This window comes from Nostoc sp., assembly GCF_036916975.1.
Classification (GTDB): Bacteria; Cyanobacteriota; Cyanobacteriia; order Cyanobacteriales; family Nostocaceae; genus Nostoc.
Genome location: NZ_JBALFF010000042.1, coordinates 1 through 13,062 on the forward strand (window position 1 = coordinate 1; position 13,062 = coordinate 13,062).

15 protein-coding genes and 1 pseudogene are annotated in these 13,062 nt (G+C 39.8%); 11 read left to right on the forward strand and 5 right to left on the reverse strand.

Translation table 11 applies throughout. From position 1 onward, the window contains the following. From V7K73_RS09400 to V7K73_RS09425, 6 genes and pseudogenes are all read left to right on the forward strand, one after another. Positions 1-1,041: pseudogene (locus tag V7K73_RS09400) on the forward strand (hypothetical protein); the annotation flags it as partial. 202 nt (positions 1,042-1,243) lie between these two features. After that, positions 1,244-1,939, forward strand: a complete 696-nt coding sequence (locus V7K73_RS09405; RefSeq protein ID WP_334879252.1) for a hypothetical protein — start codon at positions 1,244-1,246, stop codon at positions 1,937-1,939. Positions 1,940-1,948: 9 nt separating this feature from the next. Continuing rightward, the gene (locus V7K73_RS09410) at positions 1,949-2,200 is read left to right on the forward strand and encodes a hypothetical protein (RefSeq protein ID WP_334879254.1); all 252 of its coding nucleotides are present in this window, start codon (positions 1,949-1,951) and stop codon (positions 2,198-2,200) included. An 8-nt stretch (positions 2,201-2,208) separates the two neighbouring features. Continuing rightward, positions 2,209-2,697, forward strand: a complete 489-nt coding sequence (locus tag V7K73_RS09415; RefSeq protein WP_334879256.1) for a hypothetical protein — start codon at positions 2,209-2,211, stop codon at positions 2,695-2,697. A 96-nt stretch (positions 2,698-2,793) separates the two neighbouring features. Further along, positions 2,794-2,952 carry a hypothetical protein gene (locus V7K73_RS09420; RefSeq protein WP_334879258.1) on the forward strand — a complete coding sequence of 53 codons (159 nt, stop codon included), beginning with the start codon at positions 2,794-2,796 and terminating at the stop codon, positions 2,950-2,952. 70 nt (positions 2,953-3,022) lie between these two features. Beyond that, positions 3,023-3,391, forward strand: coding sequence for a hypothetical protein (locus V7K73_RS09425; RefSeq protein WP_334879260.1), 369 nt, complete (start codon positions 3,023-3,025; stop codon positions 3,389-3,391). Between the two features lie 118 nt (positions 3,392-3,509). Here V7K73_RS09425 and V7K73_RS09430 read toward each other — a convergent pair whose 3' ends face one another. Next, on the reverse strand, positions 3,510-3,914 hold the full coding sequence (locus tag V7K73_RS09430) for a hypothetical protein (RefSeq protein ID WP_334879262.1): 405 nt from the start codon (positions 3,912-3,914) through the stop codon (positions 3,510-3,512). Positions 3,915-3,947: 33 nt separating this feature from the next. On the opposite strand from V7K73_RS09430, the gene V7K73_RS09435 reads away from it, so the two are divergent. Further along, complete coding sequence (locus V7K73_RS09435) at positions 3,948-4,088, forward strand: hypothetical protein (RefSeq protein WP_334879264.1); 141 nt, start codon at positions 3,948-3,950, stop codon at positions 4,086-4,088. Between the two features lie 108 nt (positions 4,089-4,196). Here V7K73_RS09435 and V7K73_RS09440 read toward each other — a convergent pair whose 3' ends face one another. Both V7K73_RS09440 and ruvC read right to left on the reverse strand, forming a co-directional pair. Continuing rightward, positions 4,197-4,370 carry a hypothetical protein gene (locus tag V7K73_RS09440; protein WP_334879266.1) on the reverse strand — a complete coding sequence of 58 codons (174 nt, stop codon included), beginning with the start codon at positions 4,368-4,370 and terminating at the stop codon, positions 4,197-4,199. Positions 4,371-4,759: 389 nt separating this feature from the next. Beyond that, positions 4,760-5,251, reverse strand: a complete 492-nt coding sequence (gene ruvC, locus V7K73_RS09445) for a crossover junction endodeoxyribonuclease RuvC (protein ID WP_334879268.1) — start codon at positions 5,249-5,251, stop codon at positions 4,760-4,762. Between the two features lie 289 nt (positions 5,252-5,540). Between ruvC and V7K73_RS09450 the strand changes: the two genes are divergently transcribed. Both V7K73_RS09450 and tsaE read left to right on the forward strand, forming a co-directional pair. After that, positions 5,541-6,911 carry a gluconeogenesis factor YvcK family protein gene (locus V7K73_RS09450; protein WP_334879270.1) on the forward strand — a complete coding sequence of 457 codons (1,371 nt, stop codon included), beginning with the start codon at positions 5,541-5,543 and terminating at the stop codon, positions 6,909-6,911. 48 nt (positions 6,912-6,959) lie between these two features. Next, a complete protein-coding gene (gene tsaE, locus V7K73_RS09455; RefSeq protein WP_334879272.1) occupies positions 6,960-7,433 on the forward strand; it encodes a tRNA (adenosine(37)-N6)-threonylcarbamoyltransferase complex ATPase subunit type 1 TsaE in 474 nt (157 codons plus the stop codon). Between the two features lie 731 nt (positions 7,434-8,164). On the opposite strand, the gene V7K73_RS09460 is transcribed toward tsaE, so the two are convergent. Both V7K73_RS09460 and V7K73_RS09465 read right to left on the reverse strand, forming a co-directional pair. Continuing rightward, the gene (locus tag V7K73_RS09460) at positions 8,165-9,340 is read right to left on the reverse strand and encodes a patatin-like phospholipase family protein (protein ID WP_334879274.1); all 1,176 of its coding nucleotides are present in this window, start codon (positions 9,338-9,340) and stop codon (positions 8,165-8,167) included. A gap of 350 nt (positions 9,341-9,690) precedes the next feature. Next, positions 9,691-11,034, reverse strand: a complete 1,344-nt coding sequence (locus V7K73_RS09465) for a dihydroorotase (RefSeq protein WP_334879276.1) — start codon at positions 11,032-11,034, stop codon at positions 9,691-9,693. 424 nt (positions 11,035-11,458) lie between these two features. Here V7K73_RS09465 and lepB point away from each other — a divergent pair, with 424 nt between their 5' ends. Both lepB and V7K73_RS09475 read left to right on the forward strand, forming a co-directional pair. Continuing rightward, positions 11,459-12,100: a signal peptidase I gene (gene lepB / locus V7K73_RS09470; RefSeq protein ID WP_334743297.1), complete on the forward strand. Its 642-nt coding sequence runs from the start codon at positions 11,459-11,461 to the stop codon at positions 12,098-12,100. Positions 12,101-12,248: 148 nt separating this feature from the next. Beyond that, positions 12,249-13,034, forward strand: a complete 786-nt coding sequence (locus tag V7K73_RS09475) for an MOSC domain-containing protein (RefSeq protein ID WP_334879421.1) — start codon at positions 12,249-12,251, stop codon at positions 13,032-13,034. Positions 13,035-13,062: the final 28 nt, after the last annotated feature.

A 13,062-nucleotide genomic window follows, 5' to 3' on the forward strand; every position in this document is an offset into this window, starting at 1 on the left:
CCACCACTACAAGGAATTCCAGGGGAACCCGGACCACAAGGTTTACCCGGAGAGCCTGGACCACAAGGTGAACCTGGGATACCTCTACCACCACTACAAGGAATTCCAGGGGAACCCGGACCACAAGGTTTACCCGGAGAGCCTGGATCACAAGGTGAACCTGGGATACCTCTACCACCACTACAAGGAATTCCAGGGGAACCCGGACCACAAGGTTTACCCGGAGAGCCTGGACCACAAGGTGAACCTGGGATACCTCTACCACCACTGCAAGGAATTCCAGGGGAACCCGGACCACAAGGAGAACCTGGAATACCTCTACCACCACTACAAGGAATTCCAGGGGAACCCGGACCACAAGGAGAACCTGGCGCACCAGGACAACCAGGAGAAAAAGGAGAAAATGAAATTATGGAATTTTCTACTATTACAGTTCCAGTTTTTACAGGATGTGATCCAGACACTAACTCTGCTACTTTTACAGGGCTAAATATATCAGTAATTAAAGGAACTGAAGCCCAAGAAGTATTAAAATTTACGCATCTTAGTCAGATTGAAAGTTTAGAATGTCAAGTTAAACAGCAAAATAACTCTAAAGTTGAATGTTATGCGGCAGTGCCTGAATGGTGGCAGGTTCGCATAGAAAGCAATAGACCACAAATGGTATTTATGTTTGCGGAACAATTAAGTGAAGGTAATTTTGATTCAGCCAAATATCCGATAACAGTTCCCCATCCTATTATTAAGCATTATGAAACTTCGCCATTGCCTCCATATCAGAAAGGGCAGTATGAAGGCATCCTTATTCTAAAAGATAATTCCAAAATTATAATTAATGCTATCTCTACCGAAGAAGCAGAAAAAGTTTTGAGTGCTATCAAAGAAATAATAATACCTGAATTCTTAGAAGGAGCAATACAAAAAATTGCACAAAGAAGAGGTGTAAAACTTCTTACTATCACAGTACATGCTAAACGTGTAGAGTATTTTTCTACAGGCTTGAAAAAAACTAAACCGGACTGGATAGATATTTTTAAGTAAATTTACTAAAGCAACGAAGACTCTAAATTGATTTATACGGATTTTTTTAGAGTGGTATAGAGCTTTATAGGCTGTGGCGAGGCTTAAGGGGTCGCATAGAGCAGCATAAATTAAGTAAGCTCTTGAAAGCTTGTGTATCAACGTTTTTTAGTTCAAAGTTAGATTAAATTAGCAATATCTTTTTAATCAGAGTTATTCTTTTATGGCGAAAAAACATAAACGCTTTGGGGCGTTGCACGCTACCCTCAAGGCTACAAATTACTCAGCGACTAGCGGAGCAGCAGGTGAGTATTTAAATTACTTGAAAGGAACAAACAAATTAGTTGTTGCTCGTAAGCTTGATTCTAAATATCTTGTTCGTTTTAACGTGGGTGTCATTCCTTTTGATATTGAGCCAAGCACTGCTAGCGGAGCTATTAATGCTTATCAAGGAACCATGACAGTTGTCGCAAATAATATTTTGTCAAAGTTTAATGGTTCAGCAAGTGATGGATTGCTAGGAATTGAAAGAGATTTAACCAAAACCAAGGAAATGCCAGGGTTTTATCCTGCTTTGGTTCACATTACGGTTGTGCCATCAGCTACTACTGATAAAGCTGCAAAAACTTCTGGCATCACAAAAAGAACTTACAAAGCTTATCCCACGCGTACAGGTGGTGTTCCTTATGGCCGCACTACAACTACAGTAAAAGACCCTAATGGCGCTGCAATTACTGATATCTCGAAGGAAACTGAGGAAGATTCACGAGGTTACATAATGACTGCCCTTAAAGGTATAACTGCAGATTCTTTTAAGTGCATTGGTGTTAGCTTTACGCCGGAGTTGCATCCAGAAGCAGGCTTTTTTGGTGTTACAAAACCAACAGGCTCGAATGTTCCAGCAGATATACCAGCATAGTAGAAATAAATGTTACAAGAGATCGGACAATTTCAACGATCAGTTGGGGAATGTTTTCATCTGTTTATCCCCAACGATCCTTTATTGGAAATGCAGCAAGCAATTAAAAATTCCATGTTGGTTGAATCGGCTGTCAAGCTGATGTTTTCTGGTGCAATTTCTCCAGAAGACTTACTGGAGATGATTGAACCGGCGATTGAAGACATGGACGATTATATCCAAGAAGTTGAAGAAAACTTGATAGAAATTTATCTAGCTTAGGAGTTGCTATGGGCAATCCGGTTTTGCAGTTGGGCAATTCTGCCAACTGGGATTTATTCTATAGCACTAGCGTTGAGGCAGTAACTAGTAACAATGGAGAATCTTACACTCCAATACCTACTATTACTGTTCCTACTCTTTTAGAAAGTCATATTGTTGCAAGTTCTGTTCATTGCTCGAATAGCAAGCCGACCTGGTATTTTGGTGGATTCTTAAATCAGCGAATTAATCTTGGCTTAACTGTTGGTGGACTTCCAGATTCGGACGCAGTACAAAAGCGGCGGCTCTACTTAAATCGCCTAACTTTAATTATTTTTCCCAAATTGGTTGATAGTTATGCTGTTACTTTTGATGTGCCTAGATGGTTTCAAAATGTAACGTTTACTTTGTTTGAATATACCGGAGTTGAAAGCAATTCTACTGATGATTTGATTAATCAAATCATTAATGTAGACTTGCCGCGAATTGAGAATAAGATTGAGGCTTTGCTTCATTAAAGTAAAACTGAAAATTAGCTGAAGTTTTACAGTAACATTCCAGCTAAAAGCACTGCAATGTTGCTACAAAACGTCTGTTTCATACCAGGATAAATTATGCGGATATCACTTTCTACTCTCAATCAAATTTTTCAAACTATTTCTACGATATTTCAAGAAGTACTTGCTTTTGAAATGGCGGAACAAGCTAAATCTAACAAGGAGCCTGTGCCATCATCGGAAGTGACACCTGAAGCTAATAAGCTCTTACCTTAAGTTTTGCAATTGAGTTAATTGTAGAGGCAATATTTATGCTTCTACAATTATTTTATGAAGGAATAAATCAATGAAGATTGATATCAATAATGTCCTGACTATTGCACTTGGATTATTTACTTTAATTGGATCGATTTACAGATTAGCCCAAATTGAGGCTAATATTAATAGCAGAATTTCGACCGTTGAAACAAATTTGTTGATTGTGACTGATAATCTTAAAGATAACCTGATTGATAAATTAAACACAATTAACAGCAAACTTGAAATTCATATAACCGAATACAAGGGAGATAAAGAATACATTTATATTTATCGATTACATGCTAACGAAAAAGCTCTTGAGCATAAATTTAATCGGCTTGCTAACTGGATAACCCAAATAGCTGGGTTTTTACATAGAAAAACTGGATTCCAGATCCGGGACGACAAATTTTAGCTTACTGGGAGTTCAAAATAAGGGAATTTAAAAACTTACTAAAAATGGAAGAGGAAGACCCTTTTAAAAAGCTTTGAATAAATCCTCTACAATTTTAATTTGTAGAGGGTAATAAAATTTATTGACAGATTTTACTGGACATTGACCCACTACCAGTAACAGCAACCTTTCCGCATTCAACCCCATTTCTAAAAATCTTTATTTCTACCGTGCCTTGATTTAAAGTTGCTCCTGCGGCTGAAATCAAGGCATTTTTTGAAGCAGAGAAATTAACTTTATAAGGAAGTTTCTCCGTAATTTTCTCTACTCTGGGAACTTGCCCGACAGATTTAGAGCTTATAACATAGCTACCCCATAATTTAGCTCCACTTGTGCCATCCCAGCTAACTTCATAGTTATCTGAACCAATTGAATTTAAACTGCTTGATTGATTACATCCCAGTAATAGCCCGCTTACAATTGCTAGGCTGATTAATTTTTTCATTTCATTGTGCGAAAATAGGTACAAAGTTAAAGTACCCATAATCGCACTTCCTAACCCTCTGAGGCAGATGCTATGAAGATTTTAGAAGCACAGCAAACTCTACCTTGGGTGAAAAGAATTTCAGCTAGAGCATTGAGAAAGATTGAACTCGAAAGGCGACGGCGAAAGTTCCGCGAAACATGGGAAAGAGTCAGAAGATTTTCAGGTAGATAACTGGGTTGACGCTTGGATTTGACAGTCACTGTCTGGCGAATCGCACTGTGCGTGGGGATTCAATTAAGACAATTAGGCATACATTGTCCTTGTGAAACTCGGATTGGCTCAATTCTCTGATTCTTCATCCTCGTCCTCAATTTCTTCATAGGAAATAAACTCAACTTTAGGGTTATTTTGCTGAAGCTCCCTAAAACTTGATTCTATATTTTTGGCATAAATGATAGTAGTGTCTGGTTCATCATCGTCTGGATGATGATAAGTAATTTCATATCGTGGCATAATTCCCTTTTTGTCTCTTGTAGGCTGTAACGCCTATGATATCGTTCCCAATGAGTAGCATTTGAGTAGCGCGATCGCGGCTTGTGATCGCTAAAAATCAAAGTAAAAATGGAGCTTTTAAGTAGCAAATGAGTAGCAAATTAGAAGAGGTCGAACAGAAGCCTTGTTATTCAGGGATTTGCTTTGGTTTTGCCAGAACCGGAGACACCCATTAGGATAATAATCATTGACTGTTTAATCATATTTTACTTAAGAAAAGTTAAGTTATTGAAATGGAGTCAGAAGTCAGGACTCTTAGAGCGATCGCTAAAGTTAATGGCTTACTGATAGAAAAGAACAACAGTATTTTGTTACAGCGATCGCTTTATATAGAGACTTTCTTTTTATATCTACAGCTGATAAGAAGCCGTCAAAGCTACCGCCAAAGCATCCGCAGCATCATCAGGCTTAGGAATATCATCTAAATCCAACTCCCGCGCTACCGCCTCTTGCACTTCCGACTTATCAGCATTGCCATACCCCGTTAAAGCTTGCTTAATTTGAGCAGGAGTAAACTCTACGTAGGGAAGACGGCGCTGGCCCAACACCAAAATAAGTACACCCCGCGCCTGTGCAACTAGAATTGTATTTGACATTCGATAGAAAAATAGTTTCTCGATCGCAACCAAATCTGGTTTAAATTCTTCCATCACGGTGTGTAAATCATCAAACAAGGTACACAGCCGTTGTCCCATTTCTACACCTGCCAACGTTTTTATTACCCCAAAATCCAGCATATTTACTCTAGTCTCTTGTACCTTGTTAGGAATTTGCGTGCAGGTAATTACCCCAAATCCTAAAGTTGCCAGTCCTGGATCTAATCCTAAAATTCGTTTTTCCATTAAATTCACTTTTAGCAAGCCAGGGTATTGTTTAACTAAGAAGAAGTAGGTAGGCGTAATTAAACATAAGATCAAACCTCACCCTCAATCCCTCTCCAAAGCATCAAAGAGGGAAGCCGGAGGCAGGGTGAGGTTTTATATTTAATTTGATCTCACTTACTGGCAATTTTGACCACTTGCTCTTAGTCTAATAGGATTGACAAATATAATAGTTTCACGCCTAGTGTTTTAAACCAACTGGTGTACATTTTCTGTTAATTATTGTTTGTAGCACGGCTCCAAATCAGGTATGTCAATTGGTTTTCTCAGACAAGCCCTCAACGCCCTGCAAAAGCAGTCGCGTTCTCGTACTTCTTATCGGGTTAACCAGTGGTTCAAATGGTTATCCCCTGGATTATCAGTAAAACGTTGGTTGTTAATCAGTGTTGGGGGTGTACTGCTGGCAAGTTTGGGGTTAGCTATCTGGATTAAGCTGACCCCAATTTTTTGGACTATCGAGTTGTTTAGGAGTTTTCTGGGAGTAATCACCAACCTTTTACCCAACTATGTTAGTGGGCCTTTGGTGCTGCTTGGCGGCTTGCTGTTAGTGCTTTGGGGGCAAACTCGCACTGTAGGCTCAATTACTAAGGTACTAAGAGCAGAAGGCGGAGAGGAACTGATTGATGTTTTACTGGCACATCATCGATTGTACCGAGGCCCAAAAATAGTGGTAATTGGTGGTGGTACGGGACTTTCTACGTTATTGAGGGGACTAAAAACCTACAGCGCTAATATTACTGCTATTGTCACTGTCGCCGATGATGGTGGATCTTCTGGCCGGTTGCGTCAAGAATTTGGAGTGTTACCACCAGGTGATATTCGCAATTGTTTGGCTGCACTAGCAGATGAAGAAAAGTTATTAACAGAATTGTTCCAATACCGTTTTCGAGCTGGAGATGGCTTAACTGGTCACAGTTTTGGTAATTTGTTTTTAACGGCAATGAGTGATATTACTGGAGATTTAGAACAAGCAGTTGCAGCCAGTTCTAAAGTGCTAGCGGTACGGGGACAAGTACTACCAGCAACTCTTAGTGATGTTCGCCTATGGGCAGAATTAGCCGATGGTCGGCGCATTGATGGGGAGTCTAGCATTCCCAAAGCTGGCGGTAAAATCGTCAAAATTGGCTGCATTCCAGCTAATCCTCCAGCAGTACCAGCAGCTATTAAGGCACTTAAAGAAGCTGATTACATTATTATTGGGCCAGGTAGCCTTTATACAAGCCTGATTCCTAATTTATTAGTACCAGAAATTGCCGATGCGATCGCTCAAACAGATGCCCCCCGTATTTATATCTGCAATATAATGACTCAACCAGGAGAAACTGAAGGCTATACTGTTGCAGATCATATCAGAGCAATTGATGCTGCTTGTGGGGAAAGACGGCTATTCGATGCTGTACTGATACACAAAAAATCCCCCTCAGAGCAATCACTCATGCGCTATGCCGAACAAAACTCCCATCCCGTTTTCTTGGATAGAGAAGCCGTAACTCAGCTAGGGCGAAGGATTGTTCCAGCTAATGTTCTGTATGAAGATGAAACGGGTGTTATCCGTCACAATCCGCAGAAACTAGCACAAGTGTTGTTGCGGTGGTACGGTAGAGGTCATCACGGTAAATAGTCATTTGTGAATAACCAATGCCCCATATCTAATGCCCTATGACTAATTATGAAAATTTTTCTTGCAGATACAGAGGCGACGCTACGCTTAGGTATTAGTTTGGGTGAATCCCTGACTGCTGAGAGTGTAATTTTACTAGAGGGTGATTTAGGTGCTGGTAAAACTACCCTAGTTCAAGGTATTGGCAAGGGTTTAGGAATCGCTGAACCTATTGTCAGTCCCACTTTCACCCTGATTAATGAGTACACGGAAGGACGCCTCCCCCTTTACCACCTAGATTTATATCGCCTAGAACCACAAGAAGTTGCAGCCCTGAATTTAGAAAGTTACTGGGAAGGTATTGAAGTCATACCAGGAATTGTGGCAGTTGAATGGGCAGAACGATTGCCTTACAAGCCAGATAGCTATCTAAGTGTGAGCTTGATTTATGGAAATGAAGGCACTCGTCAAGTCGAACTCATCCCATTCAATTGTGACATTAGCGAAGTCATTGCCACGATTTCAGATTATCTCCCGACTTAGTACGAGAAATGTCACTTTCTTGAGAACATGCAATACGATAAAATTTTTGCAAACAGTCGAGGGAGAACTCCACACTCGTTCTATCTGCCACTACCACGCTCACCACTGTAAATCACTAACATTGTTATCTCAACCTAAAATAAATGAAAAATTTTTGTAACAGCAGCTTTCTTGCTGCAATAATCAGTTAAAAAACTGATTTAGATAGAGTATGAATGAAGAAAATCTAAACTCTTGTTGGGTTATATGAGAGTTTTTACAAAACTTAGTCAGCTTGGTTTTACCCGATTGGTTCTCTACTGTCATTAAAAGAACAAATCTGGATTACTTAGCAGCCAAAGCTAGTAGAGGAAAGTTAAACAACATCAAGTTATCTAAAAGTTGTTTAACTTTTCCTTATACTCAATATACCCAAACTAAAGTCACAATATATACACATAAATACTGAACTTTTAAAATTATTTAAATAATTTTAAATAGCAATAAGTTCTTCTCTTCACCTATGTAGTTAACACCGAGATTAATAAAGCTTTAAATAAAAAATCTCGTATTTCGACAATAATTATGTAGAAATACGAGATGTTTTATAGCGGTTCTCGTTTATGTGAGGTACATCGGTAGGGGCCAGGCACTGCCTAGCCCCTACACTTGGCGATATAATGTTGTACCGCATCTGAATGGAAACAGATGTATCTTAAATTAGTTTATATTAATCTACCTACGTAGATGTACTAGTTATCTTTAATAAAAGAGGCGATCGCCTCTTTTATCGGATAACCGGATTCATCTCTGGTATAGTACGTAAGACCTTTATCAATGAATGCAGAAGTAGTATCTATTAACTGCTGAATAATCTCCGAACTAGCGTTATCTATTTCTTTACTGACTTTTTGCCCTGTAAATCGGTTTTTTCGATCTTCTGGAGGTAATACAATGCGAGGATCTTTATAAGTTTCTTCTGGCTTGGCTTTAAATGTCTCATTTAAGTCAAACTGAAGCCGTAAGTAACGTTTAGAATTGTATCCACCCATGATTTGTCGGCAAATAGTACTATCAATCTCAGATGTAGGTTCCATAAAGATATTAGTAAGATTTTGTACCCAGTCTAAGCCTCTCCATTTGCTTATTTGCTTATATTGATATGGTTCCCCAGTTTGACCTGTACCAATAGAAAGAATAGAAATATCTTCTAATCGCAGATTATCAAGTTTATATTTTTGTTTGATTGTTGGAGAGACTGAAGACTGACTGATCCTCATAACTAGACTCAAAGCTGCGAGACAGGGGTTGTTAGCAGAAACTCCTCCATCAATGTGTGGGAATTCCCAATCACCAAATTTTTCTTTATCTACAGGTTCTAATTTATATGGTGGAAAAAAAGTAGGAGCTGAGGCAGAAGCAGTACATATCTCCCATAAATAACAGTCATCGTACCATCTGTCTCCTAAATCGGGATGACAATTTGTAAAAAAGGTTGTATTACGATATAACGTATCGTAAGCAAGAATCAAAATAATCGGTTTTTCAATATCTTTTATTATTGTCGATTTATATGTATCTTTGAGAACGCTAATAATTCCATCATGAGAATATTTAGGTGCTGAAAATACATCAATAATTGGTTGGATGATGGACGGCAAGTTTTTATAGCGCTCTTTTCTATCCAACGGGAATATATCTTTACCTCTATCTTTATACAGTTGAATTAGTTCATGACTCTCCTTTCCTAGAGCAATTCCTCCTGCTAATATTGAACCGGTAGAAGTGCCAGAAATCAGATCAAAGTATTCGTGTAAAAAGTTTCCTTTCCCCTGGTTTCTAATTTCTTGTTCTACTTCTTGAAGTATTCGGGCTGCAATGACTCCGCGAATACCGCCACCGTCTAAAGCTAAAATTTTGAAGGACATAGCAATTCTCTTTGATTATTTCTATCGTTATCTAACAGAATTCAGGAGTCAGCAGTCAGAATTCCGTTGAGGGTAAAGGGAAAAAATAAGGATTGTCGTCTTTTAGGTTTAACCAAACCGCATTGGTCTAAGTAAGTGGGCGCAAATAATCATCACTGGCTCGTAGTTGCGCTTTAGCGCTAAAGCGCAACTATGAGCCAAATACAGAGATTTTACCTTTCGTTACATAGTTTGGTTTTATCTTGCCTACCTACTTAGTCTTGATTTGGGATAGATGAAAATCTTGCCAGTTCAAGTATGGCTTTGATGTCTAATTATTTGTCTACTACATAAGCTTAAATAAATATTTCCTATAAGAAAGTTAAAGCTTGACCCCGCACTTGTGTATTTACCTGACCTTTGTCATAAACTACCTCACCGCCGACAATGGTGGTTATAGCCCAGCCGGTGAGGTTCCAACCTTCAAAGGGACTCCAACGGCATTTGGTTAAGAGTTCTTCGCGCCGGACCCGACGGTATGTGTTTAAATCTACAAGCACTAAATCGGCATCATAACCAGGCGCGATCGCTCCTTTATTGGGAATACCATAGGCCACAGCTACATTTTTTGACATCCAGTTAACAACTTGAGCAATAGTACACTTTCCGTCCATCGCCGCAGTTAACATCAAAGCTAAAGAAGTTTCCACCCCAGGCATTCCCGAAGGGCTATTGGGGTATTCTTGAGCTTTTTCTTCTAAGGTGTGCGGCGCGTGATCTGTAGCGATGAAATCAATCACGCCATCGCGCAAAGCTTGCCAAAGAACTTCGTTATCGTGGGGCGATCGCAAAGGTGGATTCATCTGTGCTAAAGTGCCAATCTTTTCATAAGCACTAGTATTCAACAACAAATGCTGTGGTGTCACCTCTGCTGTTACCCAACTAGGTTTCTCCTGACGCAGCAAATCTGCTTCTTCGGCAGTTGACATGTGCAAAATATGCAAACGACGTTGATATTTTTGAGAAAGTTTTAATGCCAGTTGGGTTGCAAGCACTGCCGCTTGATTATCTTGAATTTGCGAGTGAACGGCTGGATCGTGGATGTTGGCAAATTCTTGGCGGCGTTGGTTGATTCTAGCTTGATCTTCGGCATGAACGGCAATCAAGCGACCCTGCGAGGCAGGAGCTTCGCTAACGCCTTTAGCAAATATCGCAGACAGTGCTGTTTCGCCATCAACTAGCAACTGACCATGCATCGACCCCATGAAAATCTTAATTCCTGGTGTTGGGTTTGCTAAAACCAAATCTGGAAGATTCTCTGCTGTTGCCCCAATAAAAAAGCCATAATTAACCAAGGACTTTTGTGAGGCACGTTTTAGCTTGTCGTCTAAAGCCTGCTGTGTCGTTGTCAGGGGGCGTGTATTGGGCATTTCTAAAAAAGAAGTGACCCCCCCTTTAGCACAGGCACAGCTGGCGGTGAATAAATCTTCCTTGTGTTCTAGTCCAGGTTCTCGGAAATGTACCTGCGGATCAATGACTCCTGGCAACAAAGTTAACCCTTCTGCGTCAATTTCTGTGGCTAGTGCCGTTTGGGAGATTTCTGGGGCAACTTCGACTATTTGGCGATCGCGGGTCAACACATCCCCAATCATCAGTTCACCATTGGGTAGAATTATGCGAGCGCGGCGAATCAGTAAATTTTGTGGAGATGGCATAGGGTTAATTTTGTTGAGACAGGAGCTATGTATTACAGAGAACTATGCTTTTAGGTTAAACTTATTCGCGATCGGAGTAACCAATTTTTGCCGCCCCTTAAAAAAAAGTTTATTTTTAATTTATGAACAACCCCATCAATCAATTTTGGATTTTAGGTCGCAACTTGGATTTTGGATTTTGGATTTTGGATTGACCGTAGCCTAGAAGGGATGCAAATTGGGTATTTTATATTGGTTTCGCCCACCAGAGGCGAGTTATAAACCACAACAAACACCCCAATCCAAAATCTAAAATCCCCAATCTAAAATTGCTAGTCAAGATGGGAGCATGACTAGGAAATTAAAATTTTCCCCTTAAGATTAACAAAAAAAGTCTCGCTAGGCGAATTAATTACCTACATCTTTCCTTCAGTTAAGTAATTTCATGCAAAATAAAGTGTCTGATAACAACTCTAGTCAACAACCCGATAATTCTTGGATCGCAGAGCTAGGTAGAACAATTGTATTGAGCATTGTTTTAGCTCTGGGAATTCGTACCTTTGTTGCTGAAGCACGCTGGATTCCTTCTGGATCGATGGAACCAACTCTACATGGTACGCCAAACCAGTGGGAGGCAGATAAAATCATTGTCGATAAGTTGAAGTATAAATTTGCTGACCCGCAACGGGGAGATATTGTAGTCTTTTCACCTACGAAAGAGCTACAAAAAGAACAATACCAAGATGCTTTTATTAAACGTGTAATTGGCTTACCTGGAGAAAAAGTACAACTTAAGGATGGCAAAGTTTATATCAACAACAAACCTCTACCAGAAGGCAATTACCTCAGTTCTGGTCAGACTACAGTCATTGATGTTTGCCAATCAGGACCACAGCCACCTTTTTTGGCAAAACCCCAGACTATACCAATCGGTTCATATTTAGTACTAGGTGATAATCGTAATAATAGTTACGATGGTCGTTGCTGGGGTGTTGTACCCCGCGAGAATATTATTGGACGGGCTGTAGTTCGCTTCTGGCCTCTAAATCATATTGGAGGAATAGATAAATCGCCAATATATCCATAATTAACAATATTATTGACGCTCCTCTGGTTGAACAAGTAACGCGAGTGCCTACTTGTTCGGAAAACTAGGGGAGTCATTGGTCATTGGTCATTGGTCATTAGTCAAGAGTTAGAAATTCTTCCTCTGCCCCCTGCCTCTCAATGCCATGATGCCTTACCTAGCCAAGATTTTACTGTATCCAGTTAAGTCACTTGATGGTGTTGAAGTTGATAAGGCTAGAGTTCTTGCCAGCGGCGCACTACAGAATGACCGCGAGTTTGCCATTTTTGACGAAGAAAATAGATTTGTTAATAGCAAACGTCATGCTAAAATCAGCTTATTAAGGGCGCAATTTGCACTCTTAAATAGAACTATCTCGTTGCATATCCCAGGCGGTGACTCACAACAAATTTTTCATCTGGATAAGGAACGGCAAGCATTAGATACAACTATGAGTGATTTTTTTGAGTTTGCTGTCAGATTAAGGCAAAATTCTCTGATGGGTTTTCCTGACGATACAGACTCACCTGGCCCAACGGTAATTAGTACAGCAACATTGGCAGAAGTAGCTTCTTGGTTTCCCGGTTTAACTGTAGATGAAATGCGCCGTCGGATGCGTGCCAATATCGAAATTGATGGTGTACCAGCATTTTGGGAAGATCGGCTATTTAGTAAACAAGGTGATTTAGTCTCCTTTCGAGTGGGAGATGTGGATTTTTTTGGAGTTAATCCATGTCAGCGTTGTATAGTCCCAACACGCGATTCTTATTTAGGGAAAGCTTACCCAAACTTTCAAAAAATCTTTGCAACCCAGCGACAAGCAACTCTGCCAAATTGGGTTGCTTCATCGCGTTTTAATCACTTTTACAGATTAAGTGTCAATACCCAATTACCCCAATCATCAGCCGGAAAAATTTTACAAATCGGCGATGAGCTTGACATATTTGTACAATAAAATTAATATTTATTTAAAATAAAAAATA

Bases quoted from the DNA above. Each gene is read 5' to 3' on its own strand.
- V7K73_RS09405 (WP_334879252.1), top strand. From the start codon at position 1,244: ATGGCGAAAAAACATAAACGCTTTGGGGCGTTGCACGCTACCCTCAAG.
- V7K73_RS09410 (WP_334879254.1), top strand. From the start codon at position 1,949: ATGTTACAAGAGATCGGACAATTTCAACGATCAGTTGGGGAATGTTTT.
- V7K73_RS09415 (WP_334879256.1), top strand. From the start codon at position 2,209: ATGGGCAATCCGGTTTTGCAGTTGGGCAATTCTGCCAACTGGGATTTA.
- V7K73_RS09420 (WP_334879258.1), top strand. From the start codon at position 2,794: ATGCGGATATCACTTTCTACTCTCAATCAAATTTTTCAAACTATTTCT.
- V7K73_RS09425 (WP_334879260.1), top strand. From the start codon at position 3,023: ATGAAGATTGATATCAATAATGTCCTGACTATTGCACTTGGATTATTT.
- V7K73_RS09430 (WP_334879262.1), bottom strand. From the start codon at position 3,914: ATGGGTACTTTAACTTTGTACCTATTTTCGCACAATGAAATGAAAAAA.
- V7K73_RS09435 (WP_334879264.1), top strand. From the start codon at position 3,948: ATGAAGATTTTAGAAGCACAGCAAACTCTACCTTGGGTGAAAAGAATT.
- V7K73_RS09440 (WP_334879266.1), bottom strand. From the start codon at position 4,370: ATGCCACGATATGAAATTACTTATCATCATCCAGACGATGATGAACCA.
- ruvC (WP_334879268.1), bottom strand. From the start codon at position 5,251: ATGGAAAAACGAATTTTAGGATTAGATCCAGGACTGGCAACTTTAGGA.
- V7K73_RS09450 (WP_334879270.1), top strand. From the start codon at position 5,541: ATGTCAATTGGTTTTCTCAGACAAGCCCTCAACGCCCTGCAAAAGCAG.
- tsaE (WP_334879272.1), top strand. From the start codon at position 6,960: ATGAAAATTTTTCTTGCAGATACAGAGGCGACGCTACGCTTAGGTATT.
- V7K73_RS09460 (WP_334879274.1), bottom strand. From the start codon at position 9,340: ATGTCCTTCAAAATTTTAGCTTTAGACGGTGGCGGTATTCGCGGAGTC.
- V7K73_RS09465 (WP_334879276.1), bottom strand. From the start codon at position 11,034: ATGCCATCTCCACAAAATTTACTGATTCGCCGCGCTCGCATAATTCTA.
- lepB (WP_334743297.1), top strand. From the start codon at position 11,459: ATGCAAAATAAAGTGTCTGATAACAACTCTAGTCAACAACCCGATAAT.
- V7K73_RS09475 (WP_334879421.1), top strand. From the start codon at position 12,249: ATGCCTTACCTAGCCAAGATTTTACTGTATCCAGTTAAGTCACTTGAT.